This is a genomic window from Cognaticolwellia beringensis, assembly GCF_002076895.1.
In the GTDB taxonomy this organism is placed as follows: domain Bacteria; phylum Pseudomonadota; class Gammaproteobacteria; order Enterobacterales; family Alteromonadaceae; genus Cognaticolwellia; species Cognaticolwellia beringensis.
The window spans coordinates 4,256,149-4,270,460 of record NZ_CP020465.1 but is presented as its reverse complement, the minus strand read 5'-3'; the positions used below and the strand labels follow the sequence as shown (position 1 = coordinate 4,270,460).

Annotated in this window: 12 protein-coding genes; 11 read left to right on the top strand and 1 reads right to left on the bottom strand. The window is 39.4% G+C overall.

Annotation, left to right across the window (positions count from 1 at the left end):
* Window positions 1-121: 121 nt before the first annotated feature.
* Window positions 122-433: a cupin domain-containing protein gene (locus B5D82_RS17970; protein ID WP_081153599.1), complete on the top strand. Its 312-nt coding sequence runs from the start codon at window positions 122-124 to the stop codon at window positions 431-433.
* A 60-nt stretch (window positions 434-493) separates the two neighbouring features.
* On the opposite strand, the gene B5D82_RS17965 is transcribed toward B5D82_RS17970, so the two are convergent.
* Entirely contained in the window at window positions 494-1,396 is a 903-nt protein-coding gene (locus B5D82_RS17965) for a LysR family transcriptional regulator (protein ID WP_081153596.1), read from the bottom strand.
* Window positions 1,397-2,065: 669 nt separating this feature from the next.
* Here B5D82_RS17965 and B5D82_RS17960 point away from each other — a divergent pair.
* The 10 genes from B5D82_RS17960 (at window position 2,066) to B5D82_RS17915 (ending at window position 14,311) form a co-directional block, all read left to right on the top strand.
* Window positions 2,066-2,788, top strand: coding sequence for a histidine phosphatase family protein (locus B5D82_RS17960; RefSeq protein ID WP_081153593.1), 723 nt, complete (start codon window positions 2,066-2,068; stop codon window positions 2,786-2,788).
* Between the two features lie 39 nt (window positions 2,789-2,827).
* Complete coding sequence (locus B5D82_RS17955; RefSeq protein ID WP_081153591.1) at window positions 2,828-3,595, top strand: SDR family oxidoreductase; 768 nt, start codon at window positions 2,828-2,830, stop codon at window positions 3,593-3,595.
* 138 nt (window positions 3,596-3,733) lie between these two features.
* On the top strand, window positions 3,734-4,855 hold the full coding sequence (locus B5D82_RS17950; RefSeq protein WP_081153589.1) for an NADH:flavin oxidoreductase: 1,122 nt from the start codon (window positions 3,734-3,736) through the stop codon (window positions 4,853-4,855).
* Between the two features lie 87 nt (window positions 4,856-4,942).
* Window positions 4,943-6,151, top strand: a complete 1,209-nt coding sequence (locus tag B5D82_RS17945) for an acyl-CoA dehydrogenase family protein (RefSeq protein WP_081153586.1) — start codon at window positions 4,943-4,945, stop codon at window positions 6,149-6,151.
* A gap of 19 nt (window positions 6,152-6,170) precedes the next feature.
* Window positions 6,171-7,247 carry a phosphotransferase family protein gene (locus tag B5D82_RS17940; protein WP_425429869.1) on the top strand — a complete coding sequence of 359 codons (1,077 nt, stop codon included), beginning with the start codon at window positions 6,171-6,173 and terminating at the stop codon, window positions 7,245-7,247.
* A gap of 42 nt (window positions 7,248-7,289) precedes the next feature.
* Window positions 7,290-8,051 carry an SDR family NAD(P)-dependent oxidoreductase gene (locus B5D82_RS17935; protein ID WP_081153582.1) on the top strand — a complete coding sequence of 254 codons (762 nt, stop codon included), beginning with the start codon at window positions 7,290-7,292 and terminating at the stop codon, window positions 8,049-8,051.
* Between the two features lie 90 nt (window positions 8,052-8,141).
* Window positions 8,142-9,947 carry an acyl-CoA dehydrogenase gene (locus B5D82_RS17930; RefSeq protein WP_081153580.1) on the top strand — a complete coding sequence of 602 codons (1,806 nt, stop codon included), beginning with the start codon at window positions 8,142-8,144 and terminating at the stop codon, window positions 9,945-9,947.
* A gap of 218 nt (window positions 9,948-10,165) precedes the next feature.
* On the top strand, window positions 10,166-11,824 hold the full coding sequence (locus B5D82_RS17925) for an AMP-binding protein (RefSeq protein WP_081153578.1): 1,659 nt from the start codon (window positions 10,166-10,168) through the stop codon (window positions 11,822-11,824).
* Between the two features lie 205 nt (window positions 11,825-12,029).
* On the top strand, window positions 12,030-13,028 hold the full coding sequence (locus tag B5D82_RS17920; protein WP_081153575.1) for an NADP-dependent oxidoreductase: 999 nt from the start codon (window positions 12,030-12,032) through the stop codon (window positions 13,026-13,028).
* A gap of 449 nt (window positions 13,029-13,477) precedes the next feature.
* Window positions 13,478-14,311, top strand: a complete 834-nt coding sequence (locus B5D82_RS17915) for an AAA family ATPase (protein WP_081153573.1) — start codon at window positions 13,478-13,480, stop codon at window positions 14,309-14,311.
* Window position 14,312: the final 1 nt, after the last annotated feature.

The window sequence follows — 14,312 nt, the reverse complement described above, 5'->3', positions numbered from 1 at the left end:
GAATATATTAATCATTATGATCATTGCTTGAAGTTTTGAGTGTGGCTATCAAGGTTTAAATGATGCTGAATAATTCCTTTTCGGTGTATTTAATCGGTAAATAAATATAGAAGGATTTGCAATGTCTGGCCAATATCCGAATAAAATAAAATCACTTCCCCTTTACGACGGTCGCTTCGACGCATACAAGTTGGCAGCAAATGGCAGTGATGTATTGTTTGCGTCTTACCCTGCTGGAACAGATATACCTGAACATCAACATGAGACGGATAACTACGGCGTGATCACCCGCGGTGAATTGATTTTAACTATGCAAGGTGAAACACAACGTATAAAAGTAGGGCAGTGGTACCATGTTCCAGCCAATGTAAAACACAGCGCTAAGTTTGAAGAAGTGACGGATGAAATTGAAATTTGGTTTCATCCTGAGTAGTGTAGCGCCATAACTCATTAAAATATAACGTATTTATATAGCGTATATGTCGTTAAGTCTTCATTTTATTTTTGTTGTAGTTTGAATAATCTGATTTCTTAACCATTTATTTGCCGGGTCAAAGTCTACATTACGGTGCCAATATAAATGTACGTCAATATCGTGCAAAGTAACAGGCAATGGGTATACCACCAAATCAAGTATCTCGCTGTACATCTTTGCGGTTGTTTCTATTAATGTCAGCAACATGTCGTTCTCGGCGATAACTTGGCATGCAGAAAATGCATGTTGACACCTCAAGCCAATTTTTCGTTGTAGTCCTAATCGACCTAACTCAAAATCTTCAATGCTAGGCCCGATTGTACGCGATGAGACGAGCACGTGATCTTGTGCGAGGTAGGTATCTAAATCTAATGTAGATTTTATATTAGGATGGTTTTTACGTGCTAACACCACAAATTTATTCTGCTCTAATTGCGTGTGTAAAATATTGTCGCTTACCGATACCAAAGTGTCTATTGCTAAATCAATGTCGCCACTGGCAAGTTTGCTTTCTAATTCACTACGATTAACTCGGCGGCTACTTTGTAAATTAATTAAAGGTGCTTCTTTTTTTATTCGTTGCATTAAGGGCGGTAAATAGGAAGCTTCTAAACCGCCATGTAAAGAAACATTAAAGTTGTTGCGAGAAACTAAGGGTTCAAATTGTCTCGACTGTGCCAAGCAAACTTTCAATTGCTGTAACGCTTCACGAACATCGGCTATTACATTGTTTGCCACAGGTGTGGGGCGCATTTCGTTACCTTGACGAATAAACAAAGCATCATCAAAATTATGACGAAGTTTACTTAACGAATGACTAACCGCAGGTTGCGATAAATTTAGCGCAGCTGCCGCTTTAGTAATATTGCCTTCGCAGTAAATCGCTTCAAATACCACAAATAAATTTAAGTCTACCTTCATACATTCTCCACAACATTGACCTATAATTATTAAGCCAAGTAATCATCTTTATTCATAATAAGAATAAAGTTTTATTAGTAGTATTCATTTCATTTAATGTAATTGCTGCAGCTAGCATAGTCAAGCGGTACAAACGTGGTGTTTTATGAGTTGTTAGCGTGTTAACTCATGGTGCTGTAAGAAGTACGACTAAGTCATTACGACTAAACTTACTTATATAATAATGTCTGCTCAAAGCTGTATTTAAGCACTCAGCTAGTGCAGGTTTGTATTTTGACCATGAATGATGTGGATGTACAAGTAGGGTTCGTAGCTTATTAAGTAAGGCATTCATCGTAATAAGTAGACTAGCGCTTATTGGCCTAGTGGTACTTTATGATCTTCTCGTTAATTGTCTAGATTTTATGGTATTGGATAAAGTCAGACATTTTAATTTATTACTGACTAACGGCCATTAACTTTATTCGTATTGTGAATGATAGGTTATAACAACTATTCATTTGTTTTATTTGTTTCAGGCCTTTAGCATGGGTTGATAAGGTCTGTTGTATGTTCTTTTAAATACTCAGTTAACACCTGTTAAATAAAAAGGCGGAATGTAACAAATGCTAATAAACCTATGTTTTTATTTACTGACCATTTCAATCGCCAGGGTATTGGTTTAGTTTCATGTCGGCTATTTATCTGATCCGCCACGGGCAAGCCTCATTCGGTAAAGCTGATTATGATCAATTGTCAGAGAAAGGCAATTCTCAATCTCAGTTACTCGGTAAGTTTTGGCAAGCACTTCCTGCACCCGATAAAATATTTTTAGGTGATTTACTGCGCCATGAACAAACATTAGAAAACTTCATAGAAGGTTATCAAGGCGCTAAACCTTCCACCGTTTTACATTCAGGTTTTAATGAGTTTAATCATGTCGACATGTTATCGAGTTACGATGCCCAGTGGAAAAACTTTGCGCTTATGGCATCAAAAACCAGTCAACAGCCTGACGCCAATCGACTTTTTCAAAAAGAGTTTAGCCTAGCGCTTAAACGTTGGGTTAGTGGTAAGTACGATAATGACTATATTGAAAGCTGGTCACAATTTAAAAAACGTTGCATTACTGCGCTGCAAAATGTTGTTAATCAAGAATTAATCCTTAAAAAATCCGTAAATAATATTAAGCCAACACAAAATATATGTATTTTTACATCAGGCGGTGCTATTTCCGTAATTATTCAGCATATATTAGGTTTAACTGACGAAAATACCTTAGCAGTACTTCAACAATTACGTAATACCGGTGTAACCAAATTATTTTTTTCGAAAAACAAATTAACGGTCGATTATTTGAATAATTATGCTCATTTAACCCAAGCGGGTGCTGACTGGGTAACGTTCAAATAACAGATAACAAATACAAAATTTATAAATAGGAATCTAGATATGAGTACTAATTTATTCGATTTAACAGGAAAAATTGCTTTAGTTACTGGAGCGAGTCGTGGTATTGGCGAGCAAATAGCATTATTACTCGCACAAAACGGCGCACATGTCATTGTTTCTAGTCGTAAAGTTGAAGGTTGCCAAAAGGTTGTCGATCAAATTATTTCAGCAGGTGGCAGTGCACAAGCCATTGCTTGTCATATTGGTGAATTAGAACAAATAGAAAACATTTTTGCTCAAATTTCAGCTGAGCACGGAAAATTAGATATATTAGTCAACAATGCCGCTACAAACCCTTACTTTGGCCATGTATTAGATACCGATTTAGGGGCATTTCAAAAAACCGTTGACGTTAATATTCGTGGTTACTTTTTCATGTCAACGATTGGCGCTAAATTAATGAAAGCGAACAACGGAGGGGCAATCGTTAACGTAGCCTCTATCAACGGTGTTATTCCTGGAGATTACCAAGGGATATATTCCATCACCAAAGCTGCGGTTATTTCTATGACCAAAACATTTGCGAAAGAATGTGCACAATTTAATATTCGCGTTAATGCTTTATTACCGGGTGGCACAGACACTAAATTTGCCTCCACTTTAGTTAATAATCCAAAAATATTAGACCAATTGCTGAATCACGTGCCAATGAAGCGTGTCGCGCAGCCTGAAGAAATGGCGGGCACAGTTTTGTACTTAGTTTCAAATGCCTCTAGCTACACCACTGGAACAGCGATTAATGTCGATGGCGGCTATTTAATTGGATAGTACTATTTATTAAAATATTTATAACATTGTTTGCAGATAGTAAACCTTGTTTTAAATGTTCTGCAGCCAAGCTAGTTGCAGAACATTAGCAATTTAAAGCAGAACATTAGCAATTTAAAAGAGAGTCTAGGAAATAACATGAGTATCAACAACACGGCAACTGAAAAACTTTTCCAGTCATTCACCGCAGGCGGTTTAACGCTAAAAAATCGTACGGTTATGGCACCAATGACCCGTACTTTTTCTCCCAATTATGTCCCCAATAGTGATGTAGCTAAATATTATCGCCGCAGAGCTGAAGGTAATGTCGGTTTAATTATTACTGAAGGTACTTTTATTTCGCATAAAGCGGCCAATGGTTATGAACGTGTGCCCGCTATTTATGGTGAAGAAGCACTAGCAGGCTGGAAACATGTAGTAGATGAAGTGCATGCTGCAGGTGGAAAAATAGCACCACAGTTATGGCATGTTGGCTCAGTACGTAAAGAAGGTATTGGTCCAGATAAAACAATTCCTGCTTATAGTCCTTCAGGTTTATATAAGCCGGGCGCAGCAAACGGTGTGGCGATGAGCCAAGCAGATATCGATGAAGTTGTTGCCTCGTTTGCACAAGCTGCCGCTGATTCCAAAGCTATTGGCTTTGATGCGATTGAAGTGCATGGCGCGCATGGCTATTTGGTTGATCAATTTTTTTGGGAAGGTACAAACCAACGTAGCGATAAATATGGTGGCTCATTAGAAAATAGAGCGCGATTTGCGGTTGAAATAGTACAGGCTATTCGCCTTGCTGTCGGTGAAGACTTTCCGATCATCTTTAGATTTTCTCAATGGAAGCAGCAAGATTACAACGCCAAGCTTTGCCAAACGCCTGAAGAATTAGCCACATTCCTATCATTACTCAGTAATGCAGGCGTCGACGTATTTCATGCTAGTACTCGCCGTTTTTGGTTACCTGAATTTGAAGGTTCAGAGCTTAACCTTGCCGGCTGGACCAAAAAACTTACCAATAAGCCCGTTATAACCGTCGGTAGCGTAGGTTTAGATAGCGACTTTACGAGTGAAGAAAGCGCTGACCTTGGTGGTACATCGAACCCAACAGGAATTGAAGGTTTATTAACCCGTTTAAATAACGATGAATTTGATCTGGTGGCCATTGGCCGCGCGTTGTTAGTTGACCCTGAATGGGTAAACAAAATTCAGCACAATAAAGATGACGAAATAGCACAATTTAATAAAGACGCACTGATGACATTGAGTTAGACACTGAGCTAGATATTGAGTTAATAAGCGCCGATACCGGCATTTACAGCGGCATATACAGCGGCATATAAAATATAAGGATTACCCATGGATTTTGAATACAGTGACAAGGTTAAAGAGTTAATTGCGCGTGTAACCGTGTTTATGAACGAGCATATTTATCCTGTTGAAGCGCAAATGCATCAGCAAGTTGCTGAAAACCCATGGTCAACACCGCCGTTAATGGAAGCACTTAAAGCCAAGGCAAAAGCACAAGGCTTATGGAATTTATTTTTACCGGTAAGTTACGGTAAATATAGTGCTGGTTTAACTAACTTAGAATACGCACCGCTTGCAGAAATTATGGGTAAAGTGATGTGGGCATCTGAAGTGTTTAATTGTGCTGCACCTGATACGGGTAATATGGAAGTATTGGCTAAATATGGAAATGAAGCGCAGAAAAAACAATGGTTAGAGCCACTACTTGAAGGCAAAATTCGTTCAGCTTTTGCGATGACAGAGCCAGAAGTAGCCTCAAGTGATGCAACTAACATTGAACTACGCATTGAACGTGATGACGACGAATATGTTATCAACGGTCGAAAATTTTATATTAGCGGCGCGTGTCGCAAACAATGTGAAATTATGATCGTGATGGGTAAAACAGACCCAGGTAATAGCAACCGATATATTCAGCAGTCTCAAGTGCTAGTACCGATGAATACACCGGGTGTAACTATGGTGCGCCCAATGCAAGTTTTTGGATATAACGACGCACCAGAAGGGCATGCAGAAATCACTTTTGAAAATGTCCGCGTACCCCTTACAAACATTATTGTAGGTGAAGGCAAAGGCTTTGAAATTGCACAAGGCCGTTTAGGCCCAGGTCGTATTCACCATTGCATGCGCTCAGTTGGTATCGCACAACGCGCCTTAGATTTAATGTGTAAGCGGGTTAACGAACGCATTGTTTTTGGCCAGCCGATGATCAAGCAACAATCTGTGCGTGAAGACATTGCCATTTCAGCGTGTCAAATTGAACAAGCCCGTTTGATGACCTTAAAAGCAGCACAAAAGATGGATGCTGAAGGTAATAAAGCCGCTAAAGATATTATCGCGATGATAAAAATTGTTGCACCGAGTATGGCGCTTGATGTACTTGACCGCGCTATTCAATGCCATGGGGCTGTAGGGGTTAGTCAAGATACCTTCTTAGCTCATGCGTATGCAGGACAAAGAACGTTACGTTTAGCTGATGGCCCAGATCAAGTCCACATGATGCAACTAGGCCGAGATTTAGTGAAAAAGTTGACGTAATAGCCGCTACTTTGAAGCAATGAGAAGAGATAAACCAATTGAAGAGAAAAAACCTATGACAGCAACGGTTACATTTGATGTAGAAAAATTAACGCAATACCTTGAGTCTCATGTCGCTGGTTTTATGGGCCCGATCACCTTAACAAAGTTTACCGGCGGGCAATCAAATCCTACCTATAAAGTAGCAGCCAAATCAGGTTTGTATGTACTGCGCAGCCAGCCGCCGGGCAAATTATTAAAATCTGCCCATGCGGTTGACCGAGAATATCAAGTGCTTGACGCACTACAAGATACAGACGTTGCCGTTGCTCAGGTCTATCACCTTTGTCGTGATACCAGCGTTATGGGGGCGATGTTTTACCTGATGGAGTTTTGTGATGGCGCTGTTTATTGGAGCGCATCTTTACCTGAAATTACAAGTAATGCTTATCGTAGCCAAATGTATGATGCGATGAATAAATCATTAGTCGCGCTGCACAGTGTCGATATAAATGCTGTGGGTTTGCAAGATTACGGTAAAGCGGGTAATTATTTTGAACGACAATTTGCTCGTTGGACTTCGCAATACCGTACAACAGAACTACATAAAATTCCTGCCATGGATCAGTTAATAATTTGGCTTGAAAATCACTTGCCTGAAGACGATGGTCGAGTTTGTTTAGTTCATGGTGATTTTCGCTTAGACAATATGATGTTCGCCAAAGATAAACCTGAAATTATGGCAGTGCTCGATTGGGAGTTGTCCACTTTAGGACATCCTTTTTCTGATTTAGCTTATCAATGTATGCAATTACGTATGCCTCAAGGTATGGGCACTATCGATGGCTTACAAGGCGTTGATAGAGCAAGTTTAGGCATACCAACCGAAGCAGAATATGTTGCAGATTATTGTCAACGCATGGGTATTGAACGTATCGAAAATTGGAGCTTCTACCTCGCGTTTAGCTTCTTTAGATTAGCAGCGATAGTGCAAGGTGTCGCAAAACGTGCATCTCAGGGTAATGCTTCAAATGAACATGCCAGCAAGGTAGGGGCGTTTGTTGAACCACTAGCGCAAATGGCTTTAAGTATGATTAACAATTCAGCTAAGCAATAAAATAGTTGATATCAAACAATATGTGTAATGGAAGGAAGTAACATGGATCCACTCTTAGACTTTACCGGTAAAGTAGCGGTTATCACTGGCGCAGCGCAAGGCTTTGGCCAACTGTTAGCCCAAGAGTTAGCTAAACGTGGCGCAAAATTAGTGATCAGTGATATTAACAAAACTGGCGTGCTAAAAGTGGCTGATGATATTGCAGCAACTGGCGCTTCAGTGATTGCCATGGCATGTGACGTTTCAAAAAATGATGATTGTAAAGCAATGGTAGCTACCGCAATTGAAAACTTTGGTCGTGTCGATATTGGGGTTAATAATGCCGGTGTTGCCCATGAATTTATGCCACTGCACGAAATAGACGAGTCAATAATGGACAGCCAATTTGCCATTAACGTTAAAGGTGTGCAATTTGGTATGCGCCATCAAATACAACAAATGTTGCAACAAGGTGAAGGCGCTATTCTTAATGTTAGTTCGATGGCGGGTATCAGCGGTGCAGCCAGAGGCAGTGCTTATGCTATGGCTAAACATGCGGTTATTGGGTTAACCAAAACAGGTGCTGTTGAGTATGGTCGCAACAATATTCGTATCAACGCTATTTGCCCGTTTTTCACCCTTACGCCGATGGTGACTAATTTTGCTGACCAAGAACAACAAAAAAGAATGAGCAAAGGTGCCCCTATGAACCGTTTAGGTGAGCCGAAAGAAATTGTTGCCATGATGCTGATGATGCTATCGCCAGCCAATACTTATATGACGGGTCAATGTATCGCCATAGATGGCGGTGTTTCTGCTCAGTAATCTGTAATTGCTATGAGTAAAACGCACCGGTTAGCCAATAAGCAATAAACTCGGTGTTATTTAGAAAAGTAAAAGATGAGAAGCTAATTTATGTCTGCAACATTAATGAATGAACGTGATCTTGAATTCATGCTCTATGAACTTTTTGATAGTGAGTCACTGATAAAAAGACAGCGCTATCAAGATCATGACCGTCAAACCTTCAATGAAGTTATTAATACCGCTAAAGCGATAGCTGAGAAACACTTTTTACCTATTCGACAAAAGCTAGATACTCATCAACCGACATTCGACGGTAAAAACGTCAGCCTTATCCCTGAATTAAAACCGGCTATTGAAGCGGTAATCGCCTCGGGTATTTCGTCAGCTACGGCAGATTACGAATCAAACGGTATGCAATTACCGCCGATTATTGCCAGTGCTGCTAGCACGTATTTAACCGCTGCAGGTGGTGTGGGTTTAGGTTACAACATGTTGACCAACGCCAATGCAAATTTACTTGAAGCCCATGGTAGCCAGGCGCTTATAGATAAATGGGTTAAACCTATGCGTTCAGGCCGATTTATGGGCACTATGGCAATGACAGAACCTGGCAGTGGTTCAGGGCTTGGCGATTTAATTACCAAAGCTGTGAGGTCTGAAGACGGTACCTATCGTATTAGCGGTAATAAAATCTATATTTCTGGTGGCGATCATGACTTAAGTGAAAACATTGTTCATCTTGTGCTTGCTCGAGTTCAAGGCGCGCCTAGAGGCGTTAAAGGTATTTCGCTGTTTGTGGTGCCTAAGTTTTTAGTCAGTGATGACGGCATTGTCGGTGAGGATAACGAAGTTGCTCTTGCGGGCTTATTTCACAAAATGGGTGGTCGTGCGCAAACATCAACTGCATTAAGTTTCGGTGAGAAACATGGCTCAGTGGGTTATTTAGTTGGAGAAGAAAATCAAGGACTTAAGTACATGTTTCATATGATGAATGAGGCACGTATTATGGTGGGTACCAGTGGTGCAACACTGGCAGTTGCAGGGTATCAATACGCGCTAGATTACGCGAAAAATCGTCCACAAGGGCGCTTGCCATCTTGTAAAGATCCGCTTTCTCCTATGGTTAATATTATAGAACACGCTGATGTTCGCCGGATGTTACTAGCACAAAAAGCTTATGCTGAAGGCGCACTTTCTCTAGTGCTGTATGGCTCACAACTTAGCGATGACGAAAAAACCGCGCCAACAATTGAAGCGAGAGAACACGCACAGGTGTTATTAGACTTTTTAACGCCTATTATTAAAACTTGGCCGTCTGAATATGGCACCAAAGCGAATGACTTAGCGATTCAAGTGCTCGGTGGTCATGGTTATATTAACGAACATCCTGTTGAATTGTTTTATCGCGATAATCGCTTAAACGCTATACATGAAGGCACTACAGGTATTCAGTCGTTAGACTTATTAACCCGTAAAGTTCCGATGCATAACATGATCGGATATTTAGCAACGTTGGACGAAATTTATAAAACTATCGATGTAGCAAAACAATGTAATAATTTAGATGAATTTTCCACACAACTTATCGAGGCCGTTAATACCTTAAAGCAAACAACAGAAAGTGTGTTAGGTGCAATGTCGACCCGAAATATAGATTTGGCGTTAGCAAATTCGGTCAAATACCTAGAGCTGTTTGGTCACGTTATTGTGGCGTGGTTATGGCTAAAGCAGGGTATTGTTGCAAGCCAGGCACTGAGCAAGCAACCGCATCAAGCAGATGAGGATTTTTATAACGGAAAACTTCAAGCATTACAGTATTTTTATCGTTTTGAACTGCCCGACATTACATTATGGTCAAGTATTTTACACCATACTGACAGTACAACTTATGACATGAAGGTAGACTGGTTTTAAGTGTCTCTACATGGCCAAATATAAGGCATTTATTATACTAAAGTGTTGTTCAGGACAATATGCTAATGCATTGTCTAATAAGCGAAATTATGTAGCTATTCTGATTTAATAAATAACACTATTATGGATTATTTCAACCAGAAAGATTGCACAGATATTGGATGAGAGTGATATTAATAAAAAAGTTACTTAAAAATGAATAATTGGGGAGATATACGATGGAAAAAATTTGGCTTGAGAAGAGTTATCCACCAGGTGTTGAATGGGAAATAGACCCAGACAAATATATTTCTTTGGCGGATTTATTTTTAAAATACACTAAGCTTTACGAGCACAATACGGCATTTATTAATATGGGTGCCAGTATTTCCTATCAAGAATTAGAGCAACAAGCGACTGACTTCGCGGCTTATTTACAACAAGGTTTAGGCTTAGTAAAAGGCGATAAATTTGCCATTATGATCCCGAATCTTTTGCAATACCCAGTGGCATTATTTGGTGCCCTTATTGCCGGTTTAACCGTGGTAAATGTAAATCCGCTCTACACAGCGCGTGAGTTAGAACATCAATTAAAGAATTCTGGCACAAAATCCATTCTTATTCTGACCAATTTTGCGCACGTACTGGAAGCGGTTATTGATAAAACTGACGTAGAACACGTTATTGTTACCGGTGTTGGTGACCGACTAAGCAAAGTTAAAGGCTTGATGGTCAACTTAGTACTCAAGTACGTAAAAAAACAAGTACCAGCGTATAACTTATCAAATGCAGTAACATTTAATAATGCTATGGCTAGTGGCGCAACACTTAACTTTAACCCCGTTAAAATTGTGGGCTCTGATCTCGCTTTTTTACAGTATACCGGTGGTACAACGGGTCCTTCAAAAGGGGCGATGTTAACGCACCGCAATATGATCGCGAATGTAGAACAATCTAACGCAGCTACTAAAAATGTCTATGAAGTCGGCAAAGAAATTATGGTAACCGCTTTACCGCTTTATCATATCTTTGCGCTAACCTCTAACTGCCTGTGTTTTCTGCCTTTTGGTGGTACTAACCTGTTAATTACTAATCCTAGAGATATGCCCGGTTTTGTTAAAGAGCTCGCTAAATATCCTTTCACTGCCATAACCGGCGTTAACACCTTATTTAATGGCTTATTACATACCCCAGGCTTTGATAAACTTGACTTTAGTCCATTAAAACTTGGTTTTGCTGGCGGTATGTCAGTGCAGCGTCCTGTGGCTGAATTATGGGAAAAAGTGACAGGTACACGTTTATTGGAAGGTTATGGTTTAACGGAATGTGCACCATTAGTGACCATGAGTCCTTACAACCAGGAAAGTTACAATGGTTCAATAGGGCTTCCTGCTCCCTCAACAGATATTCGTTTAATTGGTGATGATGGTGAAGAAGTCACATTAGGCCAACCCGGTGAAATGTGGGTTAAAGGCCCACAAGTAATGAAAGGTTATTACAATCGCCAAGACGCCACCGATGAAGTATTAAAAGACGGTTGGTTAGCAACCGGCGATATTGCCACCATGGATGAAAATGGCTTTTTCAACATTGTAGATCGTAAAAAAGATATGATCATCGTCTCGGGCTTTAACGTTTTTCCGAATGAAATAGAAGAAGTGCTTGTGATGCATGCTGGTGTACTTGAAGCCGCGGCCATTGGTGTCAAACATGATGCTACCGGTGAAGCGGTAAAAGTGTTCATTGTTAAAAAAGATCCAAACTTAACCGAAAAAGATATTTTCGATCACTGTCATAAATTGCTGACTAATTATAAATGTCCAAAATTTGTTGAGTTTATGGATGATTTACCAAAAACCAATGTGGGTAAAGTATTGAGAAAAGAATTACGAAAATAAGCAGTTTAACTGCAACTATTTGCCAATATTGGCTTTTAAGATTAACAATTTCTTTATCTAATTTTAAAGCTTGGTGATCAAGTGCTGTTTTACTCGGCTTGATTATTAGGTTTTATTTATTAAGTAATGTTCATTAAGCAATGTTCATTAAGCAATGTTCATTAACCTTTTTTATTGGATAAAGAAAACAACAAAGAGATAAATAATGACTACTTATACTGCAATTAATTTAATCGCTCGTCCAACTGGCGGCCCAATTGGTCCAGAACTTTTTGAAATAGTTGAAAAAGAGCTGCCAAGTATTGGCAAAGGGCAATTTTTAGTTAAACAAAACCATATGTCACTTGATCCTGCGATGTTTGGTTGGATGAGCCCTGATACAGAAAGTTATATTCCGCCCGTTGCATTAGGTGATGTTATGCGTAGCTCAGGCATTGGTGAAGTTGTAGAGAGTAACCATGAAGGCTTTCAAGTGGGCGATCGGGTGATGGGTTTAATGGGCTGGACACAATATTATTTATCTGACGGTGCCGGCTTAAATAAAGTAGCTGCACCATTACCGGATGAAGCCATACTATCGGTATTCGCTCTACCAGGTTTAACGGCCACACAGGGTTTATACAGTATTGGTAAGCCAAAAAGCGGTGAAACACTGGTTGTTTCGGGTGCTGCGGGCTCAGTCGGCTCAATTGTGGGTCAGTTAGCTAAAGCCGATGGCTTAACCGTTATTGGTATTGTGGGAAGTGATGAGAAAGCCGATTGGATTATTAATGAATTAGGCTTTGATGGCGCGGTTAATTATAAAACAGATAATTTAGCCGAAAAATTAGCGGCATTAACGCCAAATGGTATTGACGTTTACTTTGAAAATACTGGCGGAGCTATACAGCACCATGTATATGAAAGAATGAATGCCCATGGTCGTATTGCCGTTTGTGGCATGATCGCTGATTATTCGAAAGAAGTACCCGATTTAGCACCAAGTTGGATTAACATCATCAAAAAGCGCTTAACTATACAAGGTTTTACCATGCCAGATCATTTTGGTGAAATTCCAGCGTTATTAGAAAAACTTACACCTTATGTGATGCAAGGAAAAATTAAACATCGTGCCCATGTTTTAGAAGGACTGGAATCTGCAATTACCGGACTGAACTTGTTTTTTACCGGGAAAAATAAAGGTAAGTTAATCGTTAAACTTTAGATTTCCTTTAATTATCTATGAGAAAATATACGCTATAGCCAGTCAATGTTAAATCTAGGTTATAGCGTAAACTAAAAGAATGGTTTGAACAGACGTTGTAACGTAACGTCAAGGAAACTAAACTAGTTGTAATGCGATACAGTACTTCAAATGAAATCTCTCAACATGCCGCAACAGTCGGGCCATGATCAAAAAGACATTCATATCTCGGAAGCAGTAAATTAATCGGGTGTCGGTATTATTGCTTTAGCGGATGTTAATCGGGAAGGTTTTATAACAAGAAATACGGTACTTAACAGCACCCCCGTAGTGATAAAATTGCTACGTAGCATAATAATCGACTGGAAAATTTCTAGTTGAATAAATTAATAAATCATCAATCAATTTATATTGATGACTAATAATACCCAGTTGATAAATACCGGGCATCATTTTTTATAGGTAAATACATGTTTAAAAGTACAGAAAATTATATTGCATCAGACGAACTTCGCTTAGCAGTTAACGCGGCAATTACTTTAGAAAAACCACTATTGATCAAAGGCGAACCGGGTACAGGTAAAACCCAACTTGCTGAAGAATTAGCAAAATCACTTAATTGTAAACTATACCAATGGCATATTAAATCGACTACAAAAGCACAGCAGGGTCTTTACGAATATGACGCGGTGTCACGGTTAAGAGATAGTCAATTAGGCGATGAAAAAGTTAATGATATTTCCAATTACATTATTAAAGGTAAGCTTTGGCAGGCCTTTGAGGAAGAACAACGCCCGATACTGTTAATTGATGAAATAGACAAAGCTGATATTGAATTTCCCAACGATTTATTGCAAGAGCTTGATAAAATGGAGTTTTTTGTTTATGAAACTCAACAAGTGATCAAGGCCAAACAACGTCCAATTATCATTATTACCTCAAATAATGAAAAAGAGCTGCCTGATGCCTTTTTACGTCGCTGTTTCTTTCATTACATTAAATTTCCGACAAAAGCCGAGATGGAGCAAATTATTGCTGTTCACCATCCTGATGTGAAGCAAGACTTACTCGCGCATACATTAGAAGTGTTTTTTAATCTTAGAGACTTGCAAGGGATTAAGAAAAAGCCTTCAACGTCAGAGTTGATTGATTGGCTAAAACTGCTGGTTGCCGACGACGTCGCTCAAGACGTATTAATTAATAAAAAGTCAGACATAATTCCTTTATTTGGTGCTTTACTTAAAAATGAGCAAGATGTGACCTTACTTGAAAAACTTGCCTTTATTAGTCGCAGAAACAGGTAAT